This is a genomic window from Bittarella massiliensis (ex Durand et al. 2017), from assembly GCF_009876955.1.
Taxonomy (GTDB): Bacteria; Bacillota; Clostridia; order Oscillospirales; family Ruminococcaceae; genus Bittarella; species Bittarella massiliensis.
In genome coordinates this window covers 34835-60822 of sequence record NZ_WWVY01000015.1, presented here as the reverse complement: position 1 = coordinate 60822, position 25988 = coordinate 34835, and the positions used below count along the sequence as shown (strand labels likewise).

The 25988-nt window shown below is 63.5% G+C and carries 26 protein-coding genes and 1 riboswitch; of the genes, 14 read left to right on the top strand and 12 right to left on the bottom strand.

Annotated features, from left to right (window positions below):
• Window positions 1-67 precede the first annotated feature (67 nt).
• The gene (locus GT748_RS16050; protein ID WP_059004544.1) at window positions 68-799 is read left to right on the top strand and encodes a GntR family transcriptional regulator; all 732 of its coding nucleotides are present in this window, start codon (window positions 68-70) and stop codon (window positions 797-799) included.
• Window positions 800-880: 81 nt separating this feature from the next.
• On the opposite strand, the gene GT748_RS13310 is transcribed toward GT748_RS16050, so the two are convergent.
• The 8 genes from GT748_RS13310 to fabG form a co-directional block, all read right to left on the bottom strand.
• Window positions 881-3370 carry a GGDEF domain-containing protein gene (locus GT748_RS13310; RefSeq protein ID WP_021658221.1) on the bottom strand — a complete coding sequence of 830 codons (2490 nt, stop codon included), beginning with the start codon at window positions 3368-3370 and terminating at the stop codon, window positions 881-883.
• 62 nt (window positions 3371-3432) lie between these two features.
• Window positions 3433-3520, bottom strand: a riboswitch (cyclic di-GMP riboswitch).
• A gap of 148 nt (window positions 3521-3668) precedes the next feature.
• Complete coding sequence (locus GT748_RS13305; RefSeq protein ID WP_021658223.1) at window positions 3669-4472, bottom strand: acetyl-CoA carboxylase carboxyltransferase subunit alpha; 804 nt, start codon at window positions 4470-4472, stop codon at window positions 3669-3671.
• 12 nt (window positions 4473-4484) lie between these two features.
• Entirely contained in the window at window positions 4485-5330 is an 846-nt protein-coding gene (accD, locus tag GT748_RS13300) for an acetyl-CoA carboxylase, carboxyltransferase subunit beta (RefSeq protein ID WP_368034136.1), read from the bottom strand.
• 3 nt (window positions 5331-5333) lie between these two features.
• On the bottom strand, window positions 5334-6707 hold the full coding sequence (gene accC, locus GT748_RS13295) for an acetyl-CoA carboxylase biotin carboxylase subunit (protein ID WP_021658225.1): 1374 nt from the start codon (window positions 6705-6707) through the stop codon (window positions 5334-5336).
• Window positions 6708-6761: 54 nt separating this feature from the next.
• Window positions 6762-7196 (bottom strand): 3-hydroxyacyl-ACP dehydratase FabZ, encoded by a 435-nt coding sequence (fabZ, locus tag GT748_RS13290; RefSeq protein ID WP_021658226.1) that lies wholly within the window; start codon window positions 7194-7196, stop codon window positions 6762-6764.
• 61 nt (window positions 7197-7257) lie between these two features.
• A complete protein-coding gene (gene accB / locus GT748_RS13285; protein ID WP_073261180.1) occupies window positions 7258-7710 on the bottom strand; it encodes an acetyl-CoA carboxylase biotin carboxyl carrier protein in 453 nt (150 codons plus the stop codon).
• A gap of 103 nt (window positions 7711-7813) precedes the next feature.
• On the bottom strand, window positions 7814-9046 hold the full coding sequence (gene fabF / locus GT748_RS13280; RefSeq protein WP_021658350.1) for a beta-ketoacyl-ACP synthase II: 1233 nt from the start codon (window positions 9044-9046) through the stop codon (window positions 7814-7816).
• 33 nt (window positions 9047-9079) lie between these two features.
• Window positions 9080-9841: a 3-oxoacyl-[acyl-carrier-protein] reductase gene (fabG, locus tag GT748_RS13275; protein WP_021658349.1), complete on the bottom strand. Its 762-nt coding sequence runs from the start codon at window positions 9839-9841 to the stop codon at window positions 9080-9082.
• Between the two features lie 370 nt (window positions 9842-10211).
• On the opposite strand from fabG, the gene fabD reads away from it, so the two are divergent.
• The 5 genes from fabD (at window position 10212) to GT748_RS13250 (ending at window position 15904) form a co-directional block, all read left to right on the top strand.
• A complete protein-coding gene (gene fabD, locus GT748_RS13270) occupies window positions 10212-11141 on the top strand; it encodes an ACP S-malonyltransferase (RefSeq protein ID WP_021658347.1) in 930 nt (309 codons plus the stop codon).
• Window positions 11142-11176: 35 nt separating this feature from the next.
• Window positions 11177-11641 carry a MarR family winged helix-turn-helix transcriptional regulator gene (locus GT748_RS13265; RefSeq protein ID WP_021658346.1) on the top strand — a complete coding sequence of 155 codons (465 nt, stop codon included), beginning with the start codon at window positions 11177-11179 and terminating at the stop codon, window positions 11639-11641.
• Between the two features lie 670 nt (window positions 11642-12311).
• On the top strand, window positions 12312-13154 hold the full coding sequence (locus GT748_RS13260) for an ATP-binding cassette domain-containing protein (RefSeq protein WP_044991921.1): 843 nt from the start codon (window positions 12312-12314) through the stop codon (window positions 13152-13154).
• A gap of 186 nt (window positions 13155-13340) precedes the next feature.
• Window positions 13341-14297 (top strand): ROK family protein, encoded by a 957-nt coding sequence (locus GT748_RS13255; protein ID WP_021658342.1) that lies wholly within the window; start codon window positions 13341-13343, stop codon window positions 14295-14297.
• Between the two features lie 104 nt (window positions 14298-14401).
• Window positions 14402-15904, top strand: coding sequence for a DUF1846 domain-containing protein (locus tag GT748_RS13250; RefSeq protein WP_044991919.1), 1503 nt, complete (start codon window positions 14402-14404; stop codon window positions 15902-15904).
• A 151-nt stretch (window positions 15905-16055) separates the two neighbouring features.
• On the opposite strand, the gene GT748_RS13245 is transcribed toward GT748_RS13250, so the two are convergent.
• Complete coding sequence (locus GT748_RS13245) at window positions 16056-16811, bottom strand: sugar transferase (RefSeq protein ID WP_161213586.1); 756 nt, start codon at window positions 16809-16811, stop codon at window positions 16056-16058.
• Window positions 16812-17121: 310 nt separating this feature from the next.
• Between GT748_RS13245 and spoIIID the strand changes: the two genes are divergently transcribed.
• Window positions 17122-17382 carry a sporulation transcriptional regulator SpoIIID gene (gene spoIIID / locus GT748_RS13240; RefSeq protein ID WP_059004529.1) on the top strand — a complete coding sequence of 87 codons (261 nt, stop codon included), beginning with the start codon at window positions 17122-17124 and terminating at the stop codon, window positions 17380-17382.
• 125 nt (window positions 17383-17507) lie between these two features.
• Here the strand turns inward: spoIIID and GT748_RS13235 are convergent, their stop codons facing one another.
• Together GT748_RS13235 and GT748_RS13230 are read right to left on the bottom strand one after the other, a co-directional pair.
• On the bottom strand, window positions 17508-18362 hold the full coding sequence (locus tag GT748_RS13235) for a M23 family metallopeptidase (RefSeq protein WP_143161633.1): 855 nt from the start codon (window positions 18360-18362) through the stop codon (window positions 17508-17510).
• A 49-nt stretch (window positions 18363-18411) separates the two neighbouring features.
• Window positions 18412-19002 carry a hypothetical protein gene (locus GT748_RS13230; RefSeq protein ID WP_161213587.1) on the bottom strand — a complete coding sequence of 197 codons (591 nt, stop codon included), beginning with the start codon at window positions 19000-19002 and terminating at the stop codon, window positions 18412-18414.
• Window positions 19003-19168: 166 nt separating this feature from the next.
• Here GT748_RS13230 and spoVAC point away from each other — a divergent pair, with 166 nt between their 5' ends.
• From spoVAC to spoVAE, 3 genes are read left to right on the top strand one after another with little or no spacing between them, the layout of a single operon-like run.
• Window positions 19169-19615 carry a stage V sporulation protein AC gene (spoVAC, locus tag GT748_RS13225; RefSeq protein WP_021659501.1) on the top strand — a complete coding sequence of 149 codons (447 nt, stop codon included), beginning with the start codon at window positions 19169-19171 and terminating at the stop codon, window positions 19613-19615.
• A 19-nt stretch (window positions 19616-19634) separates the two neighbouring features.
• A complete protein-coding gene (spoVAD, locus tag GT748_RS13220) occupies window positions 19635-20696 on the top strand; it encodes a stage V sporulation protein AD (RefSeq protein ID WP_021659502.1) in 1062 nt (353 codons plus the stop codon).
• A 1-nt stretch (window position 20697) separates the two neighbouring features.
• Window positions 20698-21054 (top strand): stage V sporulation protein AE, encoded by a 357-nt coding sequence (spoVAE, locus tag GT748_RS13215; RefSeq protein WP_021659503.1) that lies wholly within the window; start codon window positions 20698-20700, stop codon window positions 21052-21054.
• A gap of 171 nt (window positions 21055-21225) precedes the next feature.
• On the opposite strand, the gene rpsT is transcribed toward spoVAE, so the two are convergent.
• The gene (gene rpsT, locus GT748_RS13210; RefSeq protein ID WP_021659505.1) at window positions 21226-21486 is read right to left on the bottom strand and encodes a 30S ribosomal protein S20; all 261 of its coding nucleotides are present in this window, start codon (window positions 21484-21486) and stop codon (window positions 21226-21228) included.
• A gap of 134 nt (window positions 21487-21620) precedes the next feature.
• Here rpsT and gpr point away from each other — a divergent pair, with 134 nt between their 5' ends.
• From gpr to lepA, 4 genes are all read left to right on the top strand, one after another.
• Window positions 21621-22475 (top strand): GPR endopeptidase, encoded by an 855-nt coding sequence (gpr, locus tag GT748_RS13205; RefSeq protein WP_161213588.1) that lies wholly within the window; start codon window positions 21621-21623, stop codon window positions 22473-22475.
• Between the two features lie 83 nt (window positions 22476-22558).
• The gene (gene spoIIP / locus GT748_RS13200) at window positions 22559-23662 is read left to right on the top strand and encodes a stage II sporulation protein P (protein WP_143161635.1); all 1104 of its coding nucleotides are present in this window, start codon (window positions 22559-22561) and stop codon (window positions 23660-23662) included.
• Between the two features lie 38 nt (window positions 23663-23700).
• Window positions 23701-23928 carry a hypothetical protein gene (locus GT748_RS13195; protein ID WP_044992592.1) on the top strand — a complete coding sequence of 76 codons (228 nt, stop codon included), beginning with the start codon at window positions 23701-23703 and terminating at the stop codon, window positions 23926-23928.
• 196 nt (window positions 23929-24124) lie between these two features.
• On the top strand, window positions 24125-25936 hold the full coding sequence (gene lepA, locus GT748_RS13190; protein WP_021659509.1) for a translation elongation factor 4: 1812 nt from the start codon (window positions 24125-24127) through the stop codon (window positions 25934-25936).
• Window positions 25937-25988: the final 52 nt, after the last annotated feature.

Sequence of the window (25988 nt, the reverse complement as noted above, 5' to 3'; positions counted from 1 at the left end):
ATAGGGTATAATAGATACTGTAAAGTGGTGCGCTGTGGCGCTTGATGACAGGAGAGGAGCAGAGCGGGTGGCCAAGAGCTTTTTATACAACCAAATCAAACAGGACATCATCCACAAGATCGATGCGGACATCTACAAAAATGGCGACAAGCTCCCCAGTGAGGCCCAACTGGTGGAGGAGTACGGCGTCAGCCGCAACACCGCCAGCCGGGTCCTCAACGACCTGGTGGAGGAGGGGTATGCCCGCCGCCGCCAGGGCAAGGGCACCTTTGTCTACAACCAGAAGATCGACAACCGGCTGCAGGGGATCCAGAGCTTTACCGACATGTTTGAGCGCAACAACAAAAACCCCTCCACCAAGGTGCTCGCTTACGAGGTGGTGGACGAGCCCCCGGCCCGGGTGCGGGAGAACCTGCACCTGGGGGAGGGGGAGAAGGCCATCCGCCTCTACCGGGTGCGCTATGCCGACGACACCCCCGCCGTCCTCAACGAGACCTTTCGCAGCTTTAGCCGGTTTGAGGGGCAGATGGAGTGCGATCCCGCCACCGTCTTTTCCTACGGCTACCTGAAAAAGCTGAAGAACATCTACCCCGTCCACTCGGAAGAGGTGCTGGAGATCGCCCTTTTGGGCCCAGAGGAGGCGGTGCTCCTGGAGCAGAAGGTGGGGGCCCCCGCCTTCTTGGTGAAGTCGGTCACCTCCGACAACACCGGCCAGCCGCTGGAGGTGGTCAAGTCCCTCTATCGGGCCGACCTCTTTCAGTTTTCGGTGGTCCTCGACCAGGAGGACCCCGGCCAATAGCGGGTAGAGTACAGAAAAAAGAGCGCCCATCCCCGACAGGGGAGGGGCGCTCTTTTTGTGTTTTTGAAGAGGGGGAGGCGGTCAGCCGTCCAGGGAGAAGGTGTTGCCCCCCTCTGCCTTGGCCTGGTAAAGGGCCTTGTCCGAGCGGTGGTACAGCTCCTCAAAGGTGTCGCCCGGCCGGGCGATGGCAATGCCCACGCTGGCGCTGATGTCCGCGTGGCGGTTTTCACAGCGCTCCACCAGCCGGCGGCAGAAGCCCTCGGCCAACTGCGTGGCCTCGGTGGCGCTGCAACTGGGCAGGCAGGCGATGAACTCGTCGCCCCCCAGCCGGCCCAGCACCCCGCCGGGGAAGGCCTCCTCCATGCAGCGGGCCAGTTCGGTGAGGACGTCGTCCCCCATCTGGTGGCCAAACCGGTCGTTGACCGACTTGAAGCGGTCCAGATCCAGCAGGAGGAAGGCGGCCGTCTCGCCGGGCTGCAATCCCTCCAACAGCTGCAGAACTTCCTTTTCACAGGTGCTGCGGTTGTAGAGCCCGGTGAGCCCATCGGTCTGGGAGCGGTGGAGGAGGGAGACCCGCTCGGCCCGCTCCTTTTCGATGTTGCGCAGCTTGCCGATGCAGTAGAGGGGGCGGTTTTCATCGTCGTAGAGGCAGACGCGCAGCAGGGAGAACCAGGCGGAGGAGCCGTCGGCCAGGGTACAGCGCATCTCTGCCTGAACCGATTTTTGGTTGAGATCGAACATCTGCTTGACCACCTGCTCATCCCACCCCGACAGGTTGGGGAAGAGTTCGCTCGCCCGCGCCCGGTAGTGGGGGATGACCAGGTCGCAGCCAAAGGCCTTGGCGAACTTGTCGGACACGGTGAGGGAGTCGGCCCGCACGTCGTATTCAAAGAGGAACTCGTCGCTGAGCTCGGCGATGGTACGGTAGCGCTGCCCGTCCAGCACCAGCCGCTGCTGGTGGCGGATCTTGGTGCGCACAAAGAAGATGACCAGCCCCAGCACCACGGCGAAAAGGGCGACGACCATCAGCACCGACTGCAGGGGGTAGGCGTAGAGCAACCCCATCAGGCTGACCTTTGGCTGGGTGGTGAGGGTGTTTTGAAAGACGGCGTCCTGCCGCTCCCGCTCGGAGATGCTGCCGATGGCCTTGCTGAGCACGGTGAGCAGGGTGGTGTCCGTCGGGCGGGGGAGCGCCAGGCAGAGCCCGGCGGAGGAGTCGTCCAGCGGGGAGTAGACCAGGTTTCGGGAGGAGCGGTTTTGCAGGTACTGTTGCAGCAGGTAGGAGTTGGTGACAAAGGAGTCGACCTCTCCCCGCTCCACCGCCTGCAGGCAGGCCAAGGGGGTATCATACCAGACGATCTCCTGCCCGGCCAGCTCATCGTTGACCGGGTAGCCCCGCAGGCAGGCGGAGCGGTTTTCCCTGCCGGGGTCGGTGGCGTTGCCGCGCACCAGGATGCGCTGTAAGGGCAGGTAGGACTGGGTGAGGGTGAGGCCGGCCTCGGTGGCCGCCTCTGCGTTGGGAGGCGACCCGATGAGGAGGTCGGCCTCCCCCGCCTGGACCATCTCGACTCCCTTCTGGTAGCTGGCCACCTCGCGGCAGTCAAAGGAGAGGCCGGTCTCGCGGCCGATCTGTTCCAGCAGGGTGGCGCTCACCCCGGTGAACTCCCCCTTTTCCTGGTGGTGTAGGGGGTCCCATCCGGCGGGGTAGACCGCCCGCAGGGTGCCGCTGGAGGAGATATAGTCCCGCTCCTCCTGGCTCAAAAAGAGGGTCGGGTCGTCGTTCTCCCCAAAGTACTTCTCGTAGAGCTGGGTGTCGTAGTGGAAATCCACCTCGCGGATCTTGGCGAGACCGGTGTTCAGACCGCTGATGATGTCGGTCTTCCCCTTGGTGGTGGCAAAGTAGTGGGGGCTCTCGGCAAAGCGGGCAATGATCCGCCGGTCCGAGCCCACCGCCGTGTCCGCCTCCAACAGGGCGTCCACCTCGCCGCTGTCCAGCGCATCCAGCCAGGGGTCCTCCCCCTGATAGGTCACCACCTGGGCGTCGATGTTGTTGGCCGTGCAGAAGCTCTCGAAGTGCTGGATGCGCCGCTTGGCGGTGGCCTGGGCCCCCACCCGGATGTTGGAGAGGGCCGAGTAGTCGCTCTCGCTGAAGCGGGTGTTGTCGGCGCGGACCGTCAGCACCGCAAAGGAGGTGCCGGCGCTGTATTCGGGAAAGTCGTAAAGCTCTTCGGTCTGCTCGCTGCGGAGCATCCCCCCCATCAGGTCGATCTCCCCGGACTCCAACATGTCCAGCAGGGTGGTGAGGGAGGTGTTGATGTCCCCCTCGACCTCGACGAACTCGTACTCCCAGCCGGTGTACTTGGCGATCTCCTGCAGGTACTCGTAGGTGTAGCCGGTGTACTCCCCGTCCGCCGTCTTTTCAGAAAAACCCTGCAAAATGGGGAACCCCACCCGCACGGTGGCGGTGGCCTGGGGCTGTGCCGCCAGGGCCGCTGCAGGGCCCCCCAGGCAGAGCAGCGCGCAGAGAAGGGCACAGAGGAGGGCGATCCCCCGCTTGCCGTGTCGAAACATCAAAAATCCCCTCCTGTTTTGACTGATCTGCCGGATGGGCGCAGCGCGATACGGAAGGGGGGAGGTGCAGCCGGCTGCCCTGTCCCCCTGGGGGGAGGTAGGCCCTTGGCTTTGCGTCCCGGTCTTTCGCCCGGTTTGCCCATCTATTCAGTTGAAAAGTCGATATATCCGTATTATAGCAAGTTTGGCGTTGTGAAACAACGGATATTATCCAAAAATAGTCGGCTTTTTTTAAAATATGCAAAAAGGCGGCGGAATGTGTTCCGCCGCCTGCAAAAGGCAATGGACCGTCGGCGCGTCAGCCGCCGTAGACCCCCATGCTGCGGTACTTCTGGTACCGGTTGTCCAGCAGGGTACGGGTGTTCTGGGTGCAGAGGACCTCCAGTTCCCGCACCAGCACCTCCTTGACGGCGATGCAGGTCTTGGCCGGGTCGGTGTGGGCCCCGCCCTTGGGCTCGGGGATGATGCCGTCGATGATGCCGAAGCCCAGCAGGTCGGGGGCAGTCATCTTCAGCAGTTCGGCGGCCTGCTCCTCCTTGGAGGGGTCTTTCCAGAGGATGGAGGCGAACCCCCGGGGGGAGATGACCGAGTAGACGGCGTTCTCCAACATGTAGACCCGGTCGGCCACCGCCAGCCCCAGAGCCCCGCCGCTGCCCCCTTCGCCGGTGATGACGGTGAGGACCGGCACCTTGAGGAACATCAGCTTTTGGATGGAGCGGGCAATGGCCTCGCCCTGGCCCCGCTCCTCCGCCCCGACCCCGCAGAAGGCGCCGGGGGTGTCGACGAAGAGGAGGACCGGCCGCCCGAACTTCTCGGCCTGGTCAAACAGCCGCATGGCCTTGCGGTACCCCTCGGGGTGGGCCATCCCGAAGTTGTAGCGGATGTTCTCCTCGGTGGAGTGGCCCTTGCGGTGGCCCACCACCGTCACGGCCCGGCCGTCCAACAGGCCGATGCCGCCGTAGATGGCCGCGTCGTCGCCGAAGGCGCGGTCGCCGTGAAACTCGATAAAGTCCTCCACCAGGGCGGAGACGTACTGCTCCACGCTGGGGCGGTGGATATTTTTGATGAGCTGCATCCGCTCATAGGCGGTTTTCGGTGCCATGGCGCGCCCTCCTTACTTGCTGTGAATGGCCAGGATCTTTTGCAGGGTCTCCCGCATCTCGGGGCGGGGGACGATCCGGTCCACAAAGCCGTGCTCACAGAGAAATTCTGCCGACTGAAAGCCGCTGGGCAGCTTTTCGCCGATGGTCCCCTCGATGACCCGGCGCCCGGCAAAGCCGATGGTGGCCCGGGGCTCGGCGAGGATGATGTCGCCCTGCATGGCAAAGCTGGCGGTGACCCCGCCGGTGGTGGGGTCGGTGAGGACGGTCACGTAGAGCAGCCCCTCCTGGGAGTGGCGGCCCACAGCGGCGCTGACCTTGGCCATCTGCATCAGGGAGTAGATGCCCTCGTGCATCCGCGCCCCGCCGGAGGCGGTAAAGAGGACGACCGGCAGCTTTTTCTTGGCCGCGTACTCAAAGAGGCGGGCCAGCTTCTCCCCCACCACGCTGCCCATCGAGGCCATGAGGAAGTGGCTGTCCATCACCCCGACGGCGGCGGGGTGGCCGCCGATCTTCCCCACCCCGGTGACCACCGCCTCCTGCAGGCCGGTGGCGCTGCGCAGGTTTTCCAGCTTTTCGGGGTAGCCCTTGAACTTGAGGGGGTTGCCGCTGCGCAGCTTGCGGTCGAGTTCGCGAAAGCTGCCCTCGTCGCAGGTCATGGCGATGCGGTCATAGGCCGAGACCCGGCTGCAGTGGCCGCAGAGGGGGCAGACGAAGAGATTTTTGGCGTAATTTTGCCGCAGCACCTCTTTTTTGCAGCGCTTGCAGACCACCACCTCTTTGGGGTCGCCCTCGTCGTCCTTCTGCGGCTTGAGGAACTGCGAGACGGTGCGGGTCTTTTTGAACATGTCCAGGATCACGGTCTATTCCCCCTCTCCCTGGCGCGAAAACTGGGCCAGGAGATCGCTCTTTTCCAAAAAGTTGGTGTCGAAGTTGCCGGTGGCGAACGCCTCGGAGCTGATGATGGCCATGGAGAGGTCGATGTTGGTGATGACCCCGTCAAAGAGGTATTCGGCCAGGGCGCGCTTCATCCGCGCCAGGGCCTGTTCCCGGCTCTCCCCCCAGACGATCAGCTTGGAGAGCATGCTGTCGTAGTAGGGAGGGATGGTGTAGCCCTGGTAGATGGCCGAGTCCACCCGCACCCCCGGCCCGCCGGGGACATGCAGCCCCTCCACCGTGCCGGGGCGGGGGGCGAAGTTGTGGTAGGGGTCCTCGGCGTTGATGCGGCACTCGATGGCGTGGCCGTGCAGGGCGAGGTCTTCTTGGGCAAAGCCCAGCGCCTCCCCGGCGGCGATGCGGATCTGCTGCTCGATGAGGTCGAGGCTGCAGACCAGCTCGGTGACCGGGTGCTCCACCTGGATGCGGGCGTTCATCTCGCAGAAGTAGTAATCCCCCTGCCCGTCCACCAGAAACTCCACCGTGCCGGCCCCCCGGTACCCCGCCTGTTTGGCCACCGCCACGGCGGCGGCGCCCATCTCGGCGCGCTTTTCAGGGGTCAGCAGGGAGGAGGGGGCCTCCTCCACCAGCTTCTGGTGGCGGCGCTGGATCGAGCACTCCCGCTCGAAGAGGTGCACCGTGTTGCCGAGCGCATCGGCCAGGACCTGAAACTCGATGTGCCGGGGGTCGGCCACAAACTTCTCGATGTAGACCCGGCCGTCGCCAAAACTGGCGGCGGCCTCGGCGGCAGCCTCCATAAAGGCGTTTTTCAGTTCTTCCGGCCCGTCCACTTTGCGGATGCCCTTGCCGCCCCCGCCGGAGGCGGCCTTGAGCATCACCGGAAAGCCGATTTCCCGGGCGATCCGCTCCACCTCTCGGTACTCGCCCACCGCCCCGTCGGAGCCGGGGGTCACCGGGACCCCGGCCTCCCGGGCGGTCTGGCGGGCGGCCACCTTGTCCCCCAGCAGGGAGATGGTCTTGCTGGAGGGGCCGATAAAGGCGATGCCGCAGTCCTCGCAGGCCTTGGCGAAGTCGGGGTTTTCCGAGAGGAAGCCGAACCCGGGGTGGATGGCCTCGGCCCCGCTGGCCTCGGCCGCCCCCAGCAGATTGCGGATGTTGAGATAGCTGTCCTTGGCCAGCGGCCCGCCGATGCAGATGGCCTCGTCGGCCAGCTGGGTGTGCAGGGCCTCCCGGTCGGCGGTGGAGTAGACCGCCACGCTGGTGATACCCATGTCCCGGCAGGCGCGGATGATCCGCACCGCAATTTCGCCCCGGTTGGCGATGAGAATTTTAGAAAACATAACGAGAGACCTCCATTGCGCTCGAATCAGATGGCTTGGCGAAGGCGTGTTTGCCTACTGAATGGCAAAGGTCAATTCGCCCGAGGCGGCCTTTTTGCCGTTGACGTAGGCCACCCCTTTGCCGATGCCGATGGGCCCCCGGCGCTTGATGATCTCCACCGACAGCTCCAGGGTGTCCCCGGGGCGGACCGGCTCTTTAAAGCGCACCTTGTCCAGCCCGCCGAAGAGGCCGATCTTCCCCTTGTACTCGGGCAGGGAGAGGATGGCCACCGCCCCGGTCTGGGCCAGCGCCTCCATGGTAAAGACCCCGGGCAGGATGGGATAGCCGGGGAAGTGCCCGTCAAAAAACACCTCGTCGCCGCTCAGGTGCATCCGCCCGACGGCCCGCACCCCGGGCTCGAGCTCGGTGATTTCGTCGATCAGCAGCATGGTGTTCCGGTGGGGGATGATTTCCTGGATCTGCTCTTTTGTCAGCAACACATCGCTCATATCGTCTGTTTCCTCTCTCAAGGCGGGGCCCCAGAGGGGCCCCGCAAAAATTTGCCAGGTCTTACTGAATGACCATCACCGTCTGGCCGAACTCCACCAGCTCGCCGTTTTGCAGGTAGATGCGGGCCACCTTGCCGTCGCAGGGGCTCTGGATCTCGTTGAGCATCTTCATGGCCTCGACGATGCAGAGGACGTCGCCCTTTTTCACCTCCTGCCCCACGGTGACGAAGGGCTCGTCTTCGGGGGAGGGGGAGCTGTAATAGGTGCCCACGATGGGGGAGGGCACCGGCGTCCCCTCGATGGCGGGGGCGGCGGGCTCCTCGGCCGCGGGGGCGGGCTGCGGGGCCGCCAGAGGGGCGGGGGCAGCGGCCACTGCGGGGGCGGCAAAGACCGGCGGGGCAAACTCCGCCTTGAAGGAGAACTCTCCCAGGTGCAGTTCTACGGCCGTGGCCCCCTGGGCCTTGGCCTGAGAAAGCAGCTCACTGGCTGCGCTTTGCGCTTCGCGAATATCCATGGTGTTTCCAACCTTTCCAAAAGGGGCGCGCGAGGGGGGAGGCCAGACGCTTCCCCGCGCCGAACTCTGCGGGGCGGCCCCGCTCTTTTTTGGGATGTGCTCTTTACCGATAGGCCCGAACGACGATGGTGGCGTTGTGGCCGCCAAAGCCCAGCGAGTTGGTCAGGGCCACCTCCACCGGGGTGTGCAGGGCCTCGTTGGGGGTGTAGTCCAGGTCGCATTCGGGGTCGGGCTCCCGGTAGTTGATGGTGGGGGGGATGACCCCGTCGCGCACCGCCAGGGCGCAGACCAGGGCCTCCACCCCGCCGGCGGCCCCCAGCAGGTGGCCGGTCATCGACTTGGTCGAGGAGATGTGCAGCCCCTTCGCCGCCTCGCCGAAGGCCAGCTTGACAGCGTTTGTCTCAAAGGCGTCGTTGATGGGGGTGGCGGTGCCGTGGGCGTTGAGGTAGTCCACCTGTTCGGGGGTGACCCCGGCGTCCGCCATGGCCAGCTGCATGGCGCGGCAGGCCGCCTCGCCCGAGGGGTCGGGGCTGGTGATGTGGTAGGCGTCGGAAGAGGCGCCGTAACCGGCCAGCTCCCCGAGGATCTCGGCGCCCCGGGCCTTGGCGTGCTCCTCGCTCTCCAGCACCAGGATGCCGGCGCCCTCGCCCATGACGAACCCGGCGCGTCGGGCGTCAAAGGGGACTGAGGCGGCGTCGGGGTCCTCGGAGGTGTTGAGGGCGTGCATGTTGGAGAACCCGGCGATGGCCAGGGGGACGATGCAGGCCTCGGCCCCGCCGGCCACCATGCAGTCGGCGTAGCCGTGGCGGATCAGGCGGAAGGCCTCGCCGATGGCGTGGGCCCCGCTGGAGCAGGCGGTCACCGGGCAGTAGCTGTCGCCCTTGGCCCCAAAGCGCATGGAGATGCGGGCCGCCGCCATGTTGGAGATCATGGTGGGGATGAAGAAGGGGGAGACCCGGCCGGGGCCCTTGGTGAAGTACTTCTCAAACTCGTCGCAGAAGGTCTCCATCCCGCCGATGCCCGAGCCCACGATGGTGCCGAAGCGGTAGGGGTCGGTGTTCTCGGGGGTGATGCCACTCTGCTCCATGGCCTGGCAGGCGGCGGCCAGCGCGAACTGGCAGAACCGGTCCATCTTCCGGGCCTCTTTTTTCTCGATGTAGTCGGTGGGCTCAAACTCCTTGACCTCGGCGGCCAGGGTGGCCTTGAACCCCTCGGTGTCAAAATGGGTGATCTTGCCGATGCCGTTTTTGCCGGCAATCAGGTTTTTCCAAAAGGTCTCGATGTCGTTGCCGATGGGGGTGATGGCCCCCATGCCGGTGATCACTACGCGGTTCATACAAATCCTCCGTCTTTTCTGTCTGGATGGGGGCTACATGGCCAGCCCGCCGTCTACGATGAGAACCTGGCCGGTGATGTAGTCGGCCGAGGGGGAGCAGAGAAAGGCCACCGCCCCGGCAATGTCCTCCACGGTGCCAAAGCGCCCCAGGGAGATGGAGGCCTTGGCCCCCTCCACCACCTTTTCGGGCAGGGTCTGGGTCATGGCGGTCTCGATGAAGCCGGGGGCCACCGCGTTGCAGGTGATGTTCCGGCTGCCCAGCTCCTTGGAAATGGTCTTGGTCAGGCCGATGAGCCCCGCCTTGGAGGAGGCGTAGTTGGCCTGGCCGGCGTTGCCGTACACCCCGGCCACCGAGGAGATGTTGACGATCTTCCCCCGGCGGGCCCGGGTCATCCCCTTGGCGCAGAGTTTGCTCATGTAAAAGGCCGAGTAGAGGTTGACGTTGAGGACGGCCGAGAACTGCTCCGGCTTCATCCGCAGCAACAGCCCGTCCTTGGTGATGCCGGCGTTGTTGACCAGCACCGCCACCGGCCCGTGCTCGGCGGTGATCTCTTCCACCGCCTGCTCACAGGCGCCGTAGTCGGAGACGTCCCAGGGCTTGGCGACGACCTTTGCGCCGGCCGCCTCGCAGGCCTCGATGGTCTCCCGGGAGACCGGCAGGTCCAGCTCCTCCTGTGAGATGCTGTTGATGATGAGGTCAAACCCCTCTTTCGCCAGCCGTTTGCAGATGGCGGCGCCGATCCCGCGGGAGCCGCCGGTGACCAGCGCCAGGGGACGCTTATTCTCATGTTCCATTCTCAAAACCCTCGTTTCTTCTGGATGATCGGTTTGTCCACCCGCCCCGCCGACTGGCGGTGGGAAACGGGGCCGCCCCGGGCGATTCCCGGCGGCAAAACCTCTTTTCATTTTACCATAAAATTGACAGAGGCAGTACCGGTTGCGCGAAAAGATGCAAAAAAAATTTACATTTCCCGGCAACCGCGGCGGCGCGAAAAATGCTTCGATTGACAAACTAATTGTTTTTCATTATAATGAGGGCCACAGTGTTTGTCAACTTTTTCCCAACGCCTCTGGCGGCGGGGGCCCTGCCGCCCCGCACAGGGGCTGCTGGGCGGGCCGGCTGTTTGCAGCGCCGGCCTCCCTTTTATAATAGGAGGAATGAACGATGAGCCAAATCACCCTGCTGTTCCCCGGACAGGGCGCCCAATTCACCGGCATGGGGCAGGACCTCTGCCAGGCCTACCCCGAGGCCAAGGCGGTCTTTGACCTGGGCAGCCAGGTCACCGGCCGCGACCTGGCCGCCCTCTGCTTTGAGGGGGACGAGGCCACCCTGGCCAAGACCGAGAACGCCCAGCTCGCCATCTTCGCCCACTCGATGGCGGTGACCGAGGTGCTGCGGGCGAGAAGGGTCGCCTTTGAGGCGGCGGCCGGCTTCTCCCTGGGCGAGTGCAGTGCCCTCTGCGCCGCTGGGGCCTGCACCCTGGAACAGGGCTTTGCCCTGGTGGCTGCCCGCGGCCGCCTGATGGGGGAGGCGGCCGCCCAGGGCGGCGCCATGGCCGCTGTCATGGGGCTGACGCCCGAGCAGATCGCCGACTGCTGCCGGCAGGTCGAGGGGGAGGGGTATGTGCTGCCGGTGAACTTCAACTCCCCGGCACAGACGGTGATTGCCGGCGACCCGGCGGCGGTAGCGGCGGCCTGCGCCCGCTGTGCCGAGGCGGGGGCCTCCCGCACGGTGCCCCTCAAGGTCAGCGGGGCCTTTCACACCCGGTACATGGAGCCCGCCTCCGACGCCCTCTACGCCGAGCTGGAGGGGTTTGCCTTCGCCGACCCGTCCCTGCCGGTCTACGCCAACGGCACCGGGGAGCCCATCCCCGCCGGCACCGACCTGCGCGCCCATCTGGCCCAGCAGATGAAGGGCCCGGTGCAGTGGGTCAAGACGGTGGAGAACCTGGTGCGCGACGGCCACCTGCTGGGGGCCGAGTGCGGCCCCGGCAAGGTGCTCACCGGCAACGGCCGCCGCATCAGCCGGGAGATGAAGGTGAAAAACCTGCAGACCGCGGCCGACGTGCAGAAGTTTCTCGACGAGCAGGCCTAAAACGGCCACACCCAACAGAGAGAGGAGGGGAGCGGGTGCCCTGTTCCCAGCAGATCAACCACTTTTTGACCGCCATCTTTCAAAACATCCTCTCGGTGGAGGAGGGGTTTGTCCACAATGCCCTCAAGGACCGGCGGGTGACCATCACCGAGATCCACATCCTCGACCAGATCGGGCCCGAGGGGGCGCGGCGGATGGGGGACGTGGCCGAGAGCCTGGGGGTCACCCTCCCCACCCTCACCGCCTCGGCGGAGCGGCTCTGCCGCAAGGGGCTGGCGGTCAAGGCGCGCGACGGCGTCGACCGGCGGGTGGTCAACATCTCCCTCACCGCCGCCGGAAAAGAGGTCTGCCGGCTGCATAGCGAGTTTCACCAGCGGCTGGTGGCGCGGGTCACCCAGGGGCTGGAACCCGGCGATCTGCCGGCGTTTACCCGGCTGCTGGAGCAGGTCAACGGCTTTTTTGAGGAGCTGGCCGCCGAGGGGGGCGCCCTCCTCGGCTGACGGGCCCTTCCCGGCCTTTCAAGTCGTTTGGCATCGCCCCTAAAAATATAGGCACAGCGAAACACGGCGGCACAGGGACTGCAAGGGCGGTCCCTGTGCCGCCGTCTCCGTCTGTCACAACGCCGGGGTGAAAAGGGGACGACATCTCTTCTGCTGTCGTCCGCCGCCGGGCTGCGCGGTAAAAAAGCGGTCTTTTTTCAGCCGAGTGAGGCTGCGGCTGCCGGGAAAAGCGCGGTGCGATTCCGATGGCCGCATTTTGTTAAAATGGTGTGAATGGGGGCAAAAAGACGCTTAAAATGGGCCAAAATGTGTGACTTACTAACCGTTTTTGGTTAAATTTTTCATTTTTTCCTATTTTTTCTGAAAAATGATTGACAAAAATGAATGGAGGAGGCTATACTGAAATTCCAGACCGATGCGTTTTCAGTAGAGACGCCGCGGTTTGGTATAAGACTGCAAGAGAGAGCGCCTGGGACAGAAATGCCCCAGGCGTTCTCTCATCTCCCGTCTCCTTGGGAAAAAACGCCAATCGCTTCCCACCAAAACCGTCAAATGGGAGAATTGGGGCTGTTCGCCGCCCACCTGTCCGCTGAAGTGGTATGATAAAGCCAAAGGGAGGGCGCTTGTGGGACTTGTCGCCCGCTCCAATCACCTTTTAGGGGGGATGGATATGCTGCAGTTGTGCGGCGTCTGTAAGAGCTTTCGGAAAAGGCAGGTTTTGCAGGGGGTCTCCTGCGAGATCGGCGAGGGGGTATATGGGCTGTTGGGCCCCAACGGCGCGGGAAAAACCACCCTGATGCGCTGTGTCGTCGGTCTGTACGGCCTGCAGGGCGGGCAGATCCTCTTTGACGGCAAAGGTGTGGCAAAGGACAGCGGCCTCGCCGACCGCATCGGTTATCTGCCCCAGAAGTTCGGCCTCTTCAAAGAGCTGAAGGTCTACAACATGCTGGAGTATTTCGCCACCCTCAAAAATATCCCCCGAGAGGGACAGCGGGCGGCCATTGAAAAGAGTCTGGAGGTGGTCAACCTCACCGAGCGGGCGGGGGACCGGGTGGGGGCCCTCTCGGGGGGGATGATCCGCCGGTTGGGAATTGCCCAGGCAGTGTTGGGAGAGCCGGACGTGATCCTCTTTGACGAACCCACTGCCGGCCTCGACCCGGAGGAGCGGATGCGCTTTAAAAACATCGTCTCCTCCATCAAGGGCGGGCGGACCATCCTGATTTCCACCCACATCGTGGAGGACGTGGAGGCTGTGTGTGACCACATCCTGGTGATGGACGGCGGTGAGATCATCGCCTCCGGCACCGACGCCGAGGTGCGGGAAAAGGCACGCGGAAAGGTGTTTTTACTCCCCGAGGCGGTGCAGTTGCCGGCGGACAGTTTTGTGGAAAAGCGGCTGGAGGGGGAGGAGGGGACCCTGCTCCGGATTTTGGCCCCCACCCCTGCAAAAGAGGGGCGGCCGGCCGAGCCCACTGTGGAAGACGGCTATATGGCCCTCATCAAAAAAATCTGACTGCCGGGACGGCAGTTTTTGAAAAACGCGCCGACAGCCGGTTGTGGCGGGGCGCGTTTTTCTCTATAATAGAGGGAAAAGAGGCGTCGCAGGAACCCTCTGCGGCGCGCCTTCCTCTGCCGTCGGGCGGGGGAAGGGAAGAGAGCGGGGCCGTTGTCGCGGCCCCGGGGAAAGGATGGAAGCGACATGGCCTACTATGTGGGGATCGACCTGGGGGGGACCAACATCGTGGCGGGGGTGGTGGATGAGCACTGCCGGATCCTCGCCAAGGCGGAGACCAAGACGAGGGCGCCCCGCCCGGCGGAGGAGATCTGTGCCGACATGGCGGCCGTCTACCGCCAGGCAGTGGCGGCGGCCGGTCTCGCGGAGGGGGCGATCGACTGGATCGGCGTGGGCTCTCCCGGGGTGATCGACAAGGCGGCCGGCCAGGTGGAGCTGGCGGCCAATCTGGGCTTTCAGGGGGCGCCGGTGCGGCAACTGCTGCAGGCGCTCACCGGCAAACCGGTCTACGTGGACAACGACGCCAACGCCGCCGCCTACGGCGAGTTTTTGGCCGGGGTGGGCCGGGGCGCCGACAGCCTGGTGATGATCACCATCGGCACCGGCATCGGCGGGGGGATCATCCTGGGCGGAAAGATCTGGTCGGGCTTTCGCTACGGCGGGGCTGAGCTGGGGCACATGGTCATCCGCACCGGGGGGAGGCGTTGCACCTGTGGCAGAGAGGGCTGTATGGAGGCTTACTGTTCCGCCACCGGCCTCATCCAGACCACCCGCGAAGCCATGGAGGGGGCGCCGGACTCCCTCCTCTGGCAATTTGGTGGCGATTTGGACGGGGTCTCGGGGCGAACGGCCTTTCAGGCGGCCGATCGGGGCGACGCGGCGGCCCAGGCGGTGCTCGAGCGCTATATAGACGACTTTGCCTGCGGGGTGGCCAACGTCATCAACCTCCTTCAGCCCGAGGTGATCGCCATCGGTGGCGGCATCTCCCGGGAGGGGGAGCGGCTGGTGGGTCCCATCCGGGAGCGGGCGCTGCGGGTGGTGATGTCCCGCCACTCCCCGCAGAACACCCGCATCCTCCCCGCGGCCTTGGGAAACGACGCCGGGATCATCGGCGCGGCCTTCCTGGGCAGAGAGGGGCAATAGGTAAAAAAAGGCGGTTTCGACTCTGCGATACCGCCTTTACTTTTGTGTGGGCCGATGATAGAATAGACAACGTGATTGCAAAAATGATGGAGGGGAGACGGGCTATGAAACAGGGGTTTGACCACGAGAAATACCTGCGGGAACAGTCGGAATTCATTTTGGAGCGGGTCAATAGCTGCGAGAAACTCTATTTGGAGTTTGGCGGCAAGTTGATGGAGGACATGCACGCCAAGCGGGTGCTGCCGGGGTACGACCCCAACGCCAAGCTGAAGCTGCTGGAGAAGATGAAGGACCAGGTGGAGGTGGTCATCTGCGTCTATGCCGGCGACATCGAGCGCAACAAGGTGCGGGCGGATTTCAACATCACCTACGACATGGAGGTGTTCCGCCTCATCGACGACCTGCGCTCCTATCAGCTGGACATCAACAGCGTGGTCATCACCCGCTACGAGCAGCAGCCGGCGGCCACCCAGTTCATGAACAAGCTCAACCGCCGGGGGATCAAGACCTATATCCACCGGGCCACCAAGGGCTACCCCACCGATGTGGACACCATCGTCAGCGACGAGGGGTACGGCGCCAACCCCTATATCGAGACCCAAAAGCCCATTGTGGTGGTCACCGGCCCTGGGCCGGGCAGCGGCAAGCTGGCCACCTGCCTCTCCCAGCTCTACCACAACTACCGCCGGGGACAGCCCGCCAGCTACTCCAAATTCGAGACCTTCCCTGTCTGGAACGTCCCCCTGAAACACCCCCTCAACGTGGCCTATGAGGCCGCCACCGTGGATTTGAAGGACGTCAACATGATCGACTCCTTCCACTACGACGCCTATGGCGTGCTGGCGGTCAACTACAACCGGGACATGGAGATGTTCCCGGTCATCAGCCGGATCATCGAAAAGATCACCGGCAGCCAGCTCTACCGCTCCCCCACCGACATGGGGGTCAACCGGGTGGGCTTTGGTATCACCAACGACGAGGTGGTGAAGGAGGCCTCCCGACAGGAGATCATCCGCCGCTACTTCAAGACCGCCTGCGAGTACAAGAAGGGGACCCTCGACCAGGAGACCTTCCACCGGATGGACGCCATCATGAAGGCGGCCAACCTCAAGCCGGAAGACCGCACGGTGGTGGTGGGGGCCCGCAAGTACGGGGCCTTGAAAAACGCCGGTCTGCCCGAGGGGGAGAGCTGCTCGGTGGCCGCCATCGAGCTGGCCGACGGCAAGATCATCACCGGCAAGTCCAGCGAGATGATGAGCGGGTCGGCGGCGGCCGTCCTCAACGCCATCAAATACCTGGCCCACCTGGCGGACGAGATCCATCTCCTCTCCCCCATGATCCTGCAGCCCATCATCAACCTCAAAAGAGGGACCCTGCACAGTCGGCGCACCACCCTCAGCTGCGAGGAGATCCTCATGGCCCTGAGCGTCTGCGCCGCCACCAACCCGGTGGCCCAGGCCGCGCTGGACAAGCTCTCCCTCCTGCAGGGGTGCCAGGCCCACACCACCGCCATCTTGAGCCAGAGCGACGAGCAGATTTACAAAAAGCTGGGGATGGACGTGACCAGCGACCCCGAATTCCCCTCTGAAAACCTCTATTACATGTGAGATAGAGAAGAAAAAGCCCCCGGCAGACGCTGTCTGCCGGGGGCTTTTTGATTTGTTGGATGAAAGAGCAGTTAAAAAGATGTCTTTTGCATCTGATAGAAGATAGAAAAGAGCTTTCTATTCGACATTTTTCGCAAAAACGGCAAATAAATTAAGAGACCCGTTTCTGGGAGGCAGGTTCCTCCTGTGCAGGAGAAGCGGTGACGTCTGGGACAGACACCTCGTCCCCCTCGGCGTAGTTTTTGCGGGTGAAGACCACGTAGACGGTCATAAAGAGGATCTTTAGGTCCTGCCAGAGGGAGAAATGGCGCAGGTACTCGCGGTCCATGGCCACCTTTTTGTCGTCGCCCACCAGGTCGCGGCCGTTGGTCTGGGCGAGGCCGGTGATCCCCGGGCGCAGCTGATAGACCCCAAAGCTGTGGCGCAGTTGATGGGTGTAGGCCTCGGTCACCACCAGGGGACGGGGGCCGACCAAACTCATGTCGCCCCGCAGCACGTTCCACAGCTGGGGCAGCTCGTCAAGGCTGGTGCGCCGCAGCACCTTGCCCACCCGAGTGATGTACTCGGTGGCATTTTTCAACTCCGCCGTGGCCACGTTTTTGGGCGCCTCGGTACTCATGGAGCGGAATTTGTAGACGCGAAAGACCTTCCCGTCCTTTCCCACCCGTTTCTGGCGGAAGATGGCAGGTCCCTTGGAGTCGAGTCTGACCGCCAGCGCGGTGAGAAGCAGCAGCGGACTGAGAAAAACCAAGGCCACAGCCGAGAGGAGGATGTCCAACAAGCGCTTGAATGCCGCATACACGCGCTGTGCGGGGGTGAGGCGGAGGGATCGTGCAGCCGAAAACACAGGCGCGGGCGAAACCCTCTGCGAACCGGTCCCCTGCGCGAGATTTTCAGTGTTGTCCATATGAAAACCCCCAACAAAATAAAAACTAAATTGATTTACAAATTATGGTTTTTCGTTCACAAAAAATTCTGTAAAAAAGGCACAAAGAGCCACTCGGTTTTTGGCCAAATTGGCTTTTTTTGTGCCGATCAAAGGGTGATTTTTTGAGAACGAAAACGCATACGATCTTCTTCCCCCACATTATACCGTAAAGGCTTTTTTTCGTCAAATGGGAGAATCCGGCGGCTTCGGGAATGATTGTATCCCCTGGGGCATAGAGATGTACCAATATTGACGCGGCGGCCAACGAGAGCCGTGAGAGGGTGAGTGCGTGAAGGGGAATGTGGAAGAGCGGGCCATCTCGCTGGGCAACTTTATTGTGGAGAACAAGACGACGGTGCGGCATGCGGCCAAGGCCTTTGGGGTGAGCAAGTCCACGGTGCACAAGGATGTGTCCGACCGGCTGAAAAAGCTCAACCCCGCCCTCTGCCGGGAGGTCAAAAAGGTGTTGGAGATCAACAAGCAGGAGCGGCATATCCGGGGGGGCCTTGCCACCCGGCACAAATACCAGGTGTTAAAAGAGGAGGAGTGACCCCCCTCCCCCCGCTTTGCAGCAAAAAAAGAGAGGCCTGTCAGCCGACAGGCCTCTCTTTTTTTGAAAGGATCGAATGATTCGCTGTTTTCTGTGCACAAAAAATAGCGGGGGGACAGCCGGAGTTATTTGGAGAAATAAGCTGCGGGGTCCACGTAAGCGCCGTCTTTTTTGAGCTCAAAGTGCAGGTGGGTGCCGAGCTTGCTCTCCCCGGGGATGGACTGGGCCACCGTGCCGATGACGTCGCCGCTCTTGAGGGTCTGCCCCTCTTTGACGGTGACCTTTTGGGACAGGGACTTGTAGATGCCGGTGGCGCCGCCCTCAAACTGGATCTCCACCACGGTGCCCCAGATGTCGTCGTCCCGCACCGAGGTCACCTTGCCGTTTTGGCAGGCCTTGACCTGGGCTCCGGCCTCGGCCTTGATGTCGATGCCGTTGTGGGTGCGCCAGTCGCCCAGGGTCTGGTCCTTGATCACCTTGCCGTCAGAAAAGGGGTTAACGGTCTCGCCAGAGATGGGCGAGACAAAGACCCCATTGGACGCAGTCTGCTGCGACGCGGGTTCGCTTTGCTGCCCGGCAGAAGCGGACGAGGAAGAAGAGTCCTGCCCCTGCGAGGACGAGGTACTTTGCGAATTCGACGCGGCGGAGGACGACTTGGGTTGAGAGGTCACCGGCTTTTCCACCACCTCTGTATCGGATGAGTCCCATGAAGGCACCTCCTGGTTGATTTGACTTTGGGGGTCGCCGCTCTGAACGGCGTTTTGGATCAGCGCCCAGGAGGCCAGCCCGGCCCCCAGCAGACAGACCGCCAGAGCGACGTAGAACCCCTTGCCCCGAAGCCATTTTTTCAGGCGGGGCTGGTTGTAGCGTGGGTTTTGCATGTTTTTCACCTCCGACAGTAGTCTTGACAGCCAACTGCCGAGATATGCGCCCGCCGCCGGGTCGTTTTGCGCCCGCTCCCCGCCCAAAAGTGCGCGCAAAAAACCGCCCCTCTTACAAAAAAGAGGGGCGGAAACGGGTGCCGGCTTGCTATTTCACCTGGTCGCGGGGAACCACTTCCAGGGTGTGGCAGATGGCGTCGAGCACCTCGAAGTGCGCCTTGTAGTGCTCGGGGTCGCCGTTGAGGTAGAGGACATAGAAGTTTTTCTCATCCTCTAAATAGTAGATGCGGCTGGCCACCTTTTTGCCGTCCTTTTCGGTGTCGATGTCATATCCTTTGGCGGCGTCAAAATGTTCAAAGGTGAACTCCTGTAGGTCGCCGAAGGTCGAGTACTTGTGCAGGTATTCCAGCCCGTTGGCATAGTACAGCTCGATGAACTGGTCCAGCGTCTTGACGCTGCGCTCGGTGAACATCTCATCATCCTTGCGGTAGCGGACGATCTGCAGATTGACCTTTTCGTCGATCCAGTCCAGGCCGATGGCGTTTTTCTCCACGCTGGAGAGCTGCTGAAAGTGCTCCTGATAGGCCACGCGCATATAGCCGTCGGCGCTGGTGAAGTAGCCGCTGCCGTCGTAGTCGTAATAGGTGTCGCCGCAGCCGGTGAGCAGCCCCAGGGCGCAGAGTGCAACCGCCGCGATGGCGGCGAATCGGCCCAGGCGGGCGCGAAGGTATTTTTTCATGGAACCTGTTTCCCCCTTGTAAGACATCCAGAGAACCGCCTTTCCGGCGGCCCGGCGGGCGCGCTTGCCCGCTGCTATTGTTACATTGTAGCATATTTTGCCACAAAAACAAGCGGCATAAATCTCCAAGCGGCAAGAAACACTATCGCAAAGGGAGGAATGCCAAATGCAACTGTCCAATATGGAATACGATAAAATGGTCAAAAAATATTCGCCCAACAGCAGCCTCTTCAAAGACTGCGTCTGGGCGTTTGTGGTGGGCGGGGCCATCTGCACCCTGGGCCAGGTGCTCATCGGCCTCTACGGGTACTGGGGGGCGGACAAGCTCACCGCCGCCACCCTCACCTCGGTGAGTCTGGTCTTTTTGAGCGCCCTGCTCACCGGTCTCAGCCTCTACGACAAGATCGCCAACCACGCAGGGGCCGGCACCCTGGTGCCCATCACCGGCTTTGCCAACGCCGTGGTCAGCCCCGCCCTGGAGTTCAAGAGCGAGGGGATGGTGCTGGGCCTAGGGGCCAAACTGTTTGTCATCTCGGGACCGGTCATCGTCTACGGGGTCTCGGCGGCGGTGATCTACGGGGTGATCTACTACCTGATGGGCCTGTTTGCCTGATGCGTTTGGAGGAGATAAGATGATCAAGAAAATCGGCCAGAGGACCCTGGCCTTGGAATCCGCCCCGGCCCTGATCCAGTGGGCGTCGGTGGCGGGCAAACGGGAAATGGAGGGCCCCCTCTCGCAGGAATTCGACTTTGTGACCGGGGACACCAGCTTCGGCGAAAAAACCTGGGAGAAGGCGGAGAGCGCCATCCAGAAAAAGGCGGTCGCCCTGGCACTGGAAAAGGCGGGGCTGCAAAACAGCGACATCGACTACGTCTTTGCCGGGGACCTGCTCAACCAGTGCATTGCCTCCAGCTTCGGCCTGCGGGAGTTCGGCATCCCCCTCATCGGCCTCTACGGGGCCTGTTCCACCATGGCCGAGAGCCTGTCGCTGGCCAGCATCTTTGCCGCCAGCGGCTGCGCCGACCGCTGTGCGGCCGTGGCTTCGTCCCACTTTTGCACCGCCGAGCGGCAGTTTCGCCTGCCGCTGGAATACGGCGGCCAGCGCACCCCCACCGCCCAGTGGACCGCCACTGCCGGCGGCTGCGTGGTGGTGGCGGCCCCGGGCCAGGGCAGCGGCCCCCGGGTCCGGCACGTGACCATCGGCAAGATTGTCGACCTGGGGGTCACCGACGCCAACAATATGGGCGCCGCCATGGCCCCCGCGGCGGCCGACACCATCAAGACCTATTTGGAGGACACCGGCACCGCCCCCACCGACTACCAGCTGATTTTGACCGGCGACCTGGGCCAGGTGGGCAGCTCCATCCTCTACGACCTGCTGGCGCTGGATCAGATCGACATCGCCCCGGTGCACAACGACTGCGGGCTGCTGATCTACGACCGGCAGAGCCAGGACGTCAAGGCCGGCGGCTCGGGCTGCGGCTGTTCGGCCTCGGTCCTCTGCTCCCTCATCCTGGGCAAGTTTGCCCGGGGAGAGCTGGATAACATCCTCTTCGTCGCCACCGGCGCCCTCCTCTCCACCACCAGCTCCGCCCAGGGGGAGAGCGTCCCCGGCATCGCCCACCTGGTGCACATCTCGGCGGACAGAGATCGGCCCACCGGCAAACCCGCTGCCCGGAAAGGGGGGAAGTAGGATGGAATACCTGAAAGCCTTTGTGGTCGGCGGTCTGCTCTGCGTCATCGGCCAGATTTTGGTGGACAAAACCAAATTGACCCCCGCCCGCATCCTGGTGGGATTTGTGGTGGTCGGCGTGGTGCTGGGGGCCCTGGGTCTCTACCAGCCCCTGGCCGATTTTGCCGGGGCCGGGGCCACCGTCCCCCTGTCGGGCTTTGGCAACCTGCTGGCCAAGGGCACCAAAGAGGCCGTGGACAGCCAGGGCCTGCTGGGAGCGCTCACCGGCCCCTTGACGGCCGGGGCGGCGGGGATCACCGCCGCCATGTTCTTCGGCCTGTTGGTGGCCCTCATCTTCAAACCCAAGGACAAGGCCTGATTTTGTGCCGAGAGCGCCGGCCCCCCTCTCCCCGCCCTTGCAGCTTGCAGGGGGAGAGAGGGGAACCGGCGCTCTTTGAGAGGGCGAAGGTGGGGCGCTTGGAAAAAAAGACAATAAAAAAAGCAGACCCCTGAGAGGACTGCTTTTGCGTCACACACTAAAAAGAGACCATTACGCGCTGGCGTTCAGTTTGCGAGCGAGGCTGGATTTTTTCCTGGCAGCGCAGTTCTTGTGAAGAATGCCCTTGGTCACGGCCATATCGATCTTCTTGATGGCGTTGCCAACGACCTCCGCTTTGTTCTCGCTGTTCTTCTCCAAGGCAATCTCGGCAGACTTGATGCTGGAACGCAGAGCGGACTTGATCATCTTGTTGCGCAGGTTCTTGGCCTCGTTGACTTTGACTCTCTTCTTAGCTGACTTGATGTTAGGCATAATCGCACCTCCTTCGCATGGAATCGTACAAGTTATCTTAGCATTTTTGCCGCGGGATTGCAAGGATTTTTTTGAAAAAATCTCGATTTCGCGCCGTATGAGGCAAGTCCCCGCCCAAAAGGAGTGATCAGCAGATGGATATTCGCACCGACCTGGCCATCGAGTGGCTGGACATGGCCGCCGGCCTCGGCCCCGACGACTGGCAGCAGGAGGAGACCGTCGAGGGGGGGATCACCCTCTCGACCACTCGCATCCGCACCCAGGCGGCGGCCGAGCGCATCGGCAAACCGGTGGGGCAGTACCTCACCGCCAGCTTTTCAAACCTCCTCCACGACGCCGCACAGAACACCGCCCTGGCAGAGCTGCTGGGGGAGCACCTAAAGCGCCTCCTGCCCGAAAAGGGGGGCGTACTGGTCCTGGGGCTGGGAAACCCGTCCATCACCCCCGATGCGGTGGGCCCCCGCGCGGTGGAGGGGGTGATGGCGACCCGGCACATCGGCTCGGCCCTGGAAAAGGCCATGGGCATCTCCTTTCGGCCGGTGTCCGCCCTGGCGCCGGGGGTGTTGGGGCAGACCGGGGTCGAGGTGCAGGAGATCGCCCACGCCCTGGTGCGGGACACCGCCCCGGCGGCCCTGGTGGTGATCGACGCCCTGGCGGCCAAGGCCACCCAGCGGCTGGGGCGGACCGTACAGCTCTCCGACGCGGGGATCGTGCCCGGCTCGGGGGTGGGCAACGCCCGCAGCGAGCTCTCCCAGAACACCCTGGGCATCCCGGTGGTCGCCATGGGGGTGCCGACGGTGGTGGACGTGGGCACCCTGGTGCGGGAGTACACCCAGGAGAACATCGAGGAGGAGCGCTCCCGGATGATGGTCACCAGCAAGGAGATCGACCAGATCATCGCCCGCATCTCCAAGGTGCTGGCCCTGGCGGTCAACCGGGCGCTGCAGCCCCACCTCTCGGCCGAGGACATCGCCCTGCTCACCGACTAGGGGCGAATAGGCGGTTTCTCGGCCGGTCATACTGGTGAAAGGGGCGCCATATACTGTACCAACAGACGTGTAGGAGGTGCAGCATGGCGCGCAGTAGGACAAGAACTCCTCCCAAAAGGCGGGGACCGAAAAAGTGGAAGATGGGGCTGGCGGCCTGCACGGTGGTGCTGGCCGTCTGCTATGCCAATTTGGGCAAGATCCTCTCCCTCTGGCAGGGGCTGACCGCCCAAAACCGGGCCATCGTCCAGTCGCTGGAGGGGGGCGTCCCCTCGGAGGAGAGCGGCGAGGGCGGCGCGGTGCTGGAAAAGGGGGAGAGCTGGACCGACTTTTCCGCCCTGCTGCCCCAGACCACCGCCCCCGCGGACACCCCGCCGGAGGGCACCCAAAAGCCCGAGGGAGCGATGCCCACCGAGGCGGTGGACCTGGCGGTCCAGAGCGGCGTCAACTACCAGTCGGCCTACATCAAAAACAAGACCAGCCTCTCGGACGGGCAGATCGCCGAGCTGCTCGGCACCGGGCCCGGGGCCAAGATTCAGTTGGGCAGCGACCAGCCCCAGGTGCTGATCGTCCACACCCACGCCACCGAGAGCTACGAGCCCTACGACCTGGGCTACTACGACCCGGACGCCAGTTCCCGCAACACCGACAACGCCCAGAACGTCACCCGGGTGGGGGAGGAGATCGCCCGCCAGCTCAACGCCGCCGGCATCAAGACGGTGCAGGACAAAACCCAGCACGACTACCCCCAGTACACCGGGGCCTACGACCGCTCCCGAGAGACCATACAGAGCTACCTCGAAAAGTACCCCAGCATCCAGGTGGTGCTGGACGTGCACCGGGACGCCATTCAGTATTCCGACGGCACCCGGGCCAAGCCCACCACCGTCATCGACGGGAAGAAGGCCGCCCAGGTGATGTTCATCGTGGGCTGCAACAGCGACAAGACCCCCATCCCCAACTACGAAAAGAACCTGCGCTTTGCCGCCAACTTGCAGTCCAGCCTCGCCCAGAGCTACGATGACTTCATGCGCCCCATCCTCTTTGACTACCGCTTTTACAACCAGGACCTGGCCCCGGCCTGTATCCTCATTGAGGTAGGGGGGCACGGCAACAGCCTGGGGGAGGCGGTCTACTCGGGCCAGCTCATCGGCAAGGGGATGGCCGAATACCTCAAGACCCTGGCGTGAGCGCCGGGGCGGACGAAAAAGAAAAAGGAGCATCTGCTGTGAGCGCAACCAGAAAGTACGCGGCCGCCTTTGTTTTCACCCTGGCGGCGCTGATGGTGACCCTGGCCATGGGGGTGGCCTATCTCAACACCTACCGCATGGTGCACGGGCCGGTGTCCATCCCCCAAATCGACGTGATCCCCTATATAAAGGAAGGGGCGGCCCTCCTCTGGAAGGCCGCTCCCTCGGGGCTGCGGCTGCTCGTCGCCGCCCTCTTTCAACTGTGAGTGCCCGCCCCCCGCTCTGCCGGGGGGCGTCTTTTTGGCAAAAAAGGCCGCGCGGCGTTGCCTGGGCTCCCCCGGCCGTGGTATAATAACCGCATTGCGACCACCGCCCTTCGCCCTTTGGGCCAAAAGCGGGGCGGCGGTCACCGAGTGACATTGACGCGGCGGCCGGGGTCGGCCGACGGATAGGGGGACATCCATGAGCTATCGCGACAACATCCGCAACTTCTCCATCATCGCCCACATCGACCACGGCAAGTCCACCCTTGCCGACCGGCTGTTGGAAGCCACCGAGTCGGTGGCCCAGCGGGAGATGAGCCAGCAGCTGCTGGACAACATGGATTTGGAGCGGGAGCGGGGCATCACCATCAAGGCCCGGGCGGTCAAGCTGGACTACCGGGCCGAGGACGGGCAGGTCTACACCCTCAACCTCATCGACACCCCGGGGCACGTGGACTTCAGCTACGAGGTCTCCCGCTCTCTGGCGGCCTGCGAGGGGGCCATTTTGGTGGTGGACGCCACCCAGGGCATCGAGGCCCAGACCCTGGCCAACACCTACCTGGCCCTGGAGCACGACCTGGAGATCCTGCCGGTCATCAACAAGATCGACCTGCCCTCCGCCGACGTGGAGCGGGTGGGGAAGGAGATCGAGAACTTCATCGGCATCGACGCCAGCGAGGCGCCGGCGGTCTCGGCCAAGATGGGGACCAACATCGAGGCGGTTCTCCGCCAGATCGTCAAGCTGATCCCCCCGCCCCAGGGGGACGAGGGCGCCCCCCTGCAGGCGCTGATCTTCGACTCCTTTTACGACAGCTACAAGGGGGTCATCGTCTACATCCGGGTCAAGGAGGGGGAGGTGCGCCCCGGCCAGCGCATCCGGATGATGGCCACCGGCGCCGAGTTCGATGTGGTGGAGGTGGGCTACCTGCGGGCCACCCAGATGGAGAAGTGCGACCGGCTTCGCGCCGGGGAGGTGGGCTATCTCACCGCCAGCATCAAAAATGTGCAGGACACCCAGGTGGGCGACACCGTCACCACCGCCGAGAACGGGGCGGCCGAACCTCTGCACGGCTACCGCCAGGTGCAGCCGATGGTCTTTTCCGGCCTCTACCCGGCCGACGGGGCCAAGTACAACGACCTGCGCGACGCGCTGGAAAAGCTCAAGCTCAACGACGCCTCCCTCTCCTTTGAGGCGGAGACCTCGGCCGCTCTGGGTTTTGGCTTTCGCTGCGGCTTTTTGGGCCTTTTGCACATGGAGGTCATTCAGGAGCGGCTGGAGCGGGAGTTCAATATGGACCTGGTCACCACCGCCCCCAGCGTGGTTTACAAGGTGGAGCTGACCGACGGCACCGCCAAGGTCATCGACAACCCCATGGACTACCCCGACCCGGCCACCATCGCCCAGGCCTACGAGCCCTTTGTCAACGCCAGCATCTTCTCCCCTTCGGAGTACGTGGGCAACATCATGGAGCTGTGCCAGGAGAAGCGGGGCGTCTTTAAGAACATGGAGTACGTGGACGAAAACCGGGTGGACATCCGATATGAGCTCCCCCTCAACGAGATCATCTACGACTTTTTCGACACCCTCAAGTCCCGCACCCGGGGCTACGCGTCGCTGGACTACGAGCTGTCGGGCTACCAGCCCTCCAAGCTGGTCAAGCTGGATATCCTCTTGAACGGCGAGGTGGTGGACGCCCTCTCCTTTATCGTCCACACCGACAAGGCCTATGCCCGCGCCCGGCGGATGACCGAGAAGCTCAAGGAGCACATCCCCCGCCAGATGTTCGAGGTGCCCATCCAGGCGGCGGTGGGGGGGAAGATCATCGCCCGGGAGACGGTGCGGGCCCTGCGCAAGGACGTGCTCGCCAAGTGCTACGGCGGCGACATCACCCGCAAGAAAAAGCTGTTGGAAAAGCAGAAGGAGGGCAAGAAGAGGATGCGCCAGCTGGGCAGCGTCGAGGTCCCGCAGGAGGCCTTTATGGCGGTGCTCAAGCTCGACAGCGACTCCTAAAGCGCCGTCCGGTCTGCCCGGGGCCCCCCCCCCCCAGTTCACCGCCGTGGGC

Coding starts and splice junctions, on each gene's coding strand:
- GT748_RS13260 (WP_044991921.1), top strand. CDS start 12,312: ATGCTGCAGTTGTGCGGCGTCTGTAAGAGCTTTCGGAAAAGGCAGGTT.
- spoIIP (WP_143161635.1), top strand. CDS start 22,559: ATGGCGCGCAGTAGGACAAGAACTCCTCCCAAAAGGCGGGGACCGAAA.
- fabF (WP_021658350.1), bottom strand. CDS start 9,046: ATGAACCGCGTAGTGATCACCGGCATGGGGGCCATCACCCCCATCGGC.
- GT748_RS13310 (WP_021658221.1), bottom strand. CDS start 3,370: ATGTTTCGACACGGCAAGCGGGGGATCGCCCTCCTCTGTGCCCTTCTC.
- spoVAC (WP_021659501.1), top strand. CDS start 19,169: ATGCAACTGTCCAATATGGAATACGATAAAATGGTCAAAAAATATTCG.
- lepA (WP_021659509.1), top strand. CDS start 24,125: ATGAGCTATCGCGACAACATCCGCAACTTCTCCATCATCGCCCACATC.
- GT748_RS13255 (WP_021658342.1), top strand. CDS start 13,341: ATGGCCTACTATGTGGGGATCGACCTGGGGGGGACCAACATCGTGGCG.
- fabD (WP_021658347.1), top strand. CDS start 10,212: ATGAGCCAAATCACCCTGCTGTTCCCCGGACAGGGCGCCCAATTCACC.
- GT748_RS13245 (WP_161213586.1), bottom strand. CDS start 16,811: ATGGACAACACTGAAAATCTCGCGCAGGGGACCGGTTCGCAGAGGGTT.
- spoVAE (WP_021659503.1), top strand. CDS start 20,698: ATGGAATACCTGAAAGCCTTTGTGGTCGGCGGTCTGCTCTGCGTCATC.
- gpr (WP_161213588.1), top strand. CDS start 21,621: ATGGATATTCGCACCGACCTGGCCATCGAGTGGCTGGACATGGCCGCC.
- GT748_RS13305 (WP_021658223.1), bottom strand. CDS start 4,472: ATGGCACCGAAAACCGCCTATGAGCGGATGCAGCTCATCAAAAATATC.
- fabG (WP_021658349.1), bottom strand. CDS start 9,841: ATGGAACATGAGAATAAGCGTCCCCTGGCGCTGGTCACCGGCGGCTCC.
- accC (WP_021658225.1), bottom strand. CDS start 6,707: ATGTTTTCTAAAATTCTCATCGCCAACCGGGGCGAAATTGCGGTGCGG.
- GT748_RS13230 (WP_161213587.1), bottom strand. CDS start 19,002: ATGAAAAAATACCTTCGCGCCCGCCTGGGCCGATTCGCCGCCATCGCG.
- spoVAD (WP_021659502.1), top strand. CDS start 19,635: ATGATCAAGAAAATCGGCCAGAGGACCCTGGCCTTGGAATCCGCCCCG.
- GT748_RS13250 (WP_044991919.1), top strand. CDS start 14,402: ATGAAACAGGGGTTTGACCACGAGAAATACCTGCGGGAACAGTCGGAA.
- rpsT (WP_021659505.1), bottom strand. CDS start 21,486: ATGCCTAACATCAAGTCAGCTAAGAAGAGAGTCAAAGTCAACGAGGCC.
- fabZ (WP_021658226.1), bottom strand. CDS start 7,196: ATGAGCGATGTGTTGCTGACAAAAGAGCAGATCCAGGAAATCATCCCC.
- accB (WP_073261180.1), bottom strand. CDS start 7,710: ATGGATATTCGCGAAGCGCAAAGCGCAGCCAGTGAGCTGCTTTCTCAG.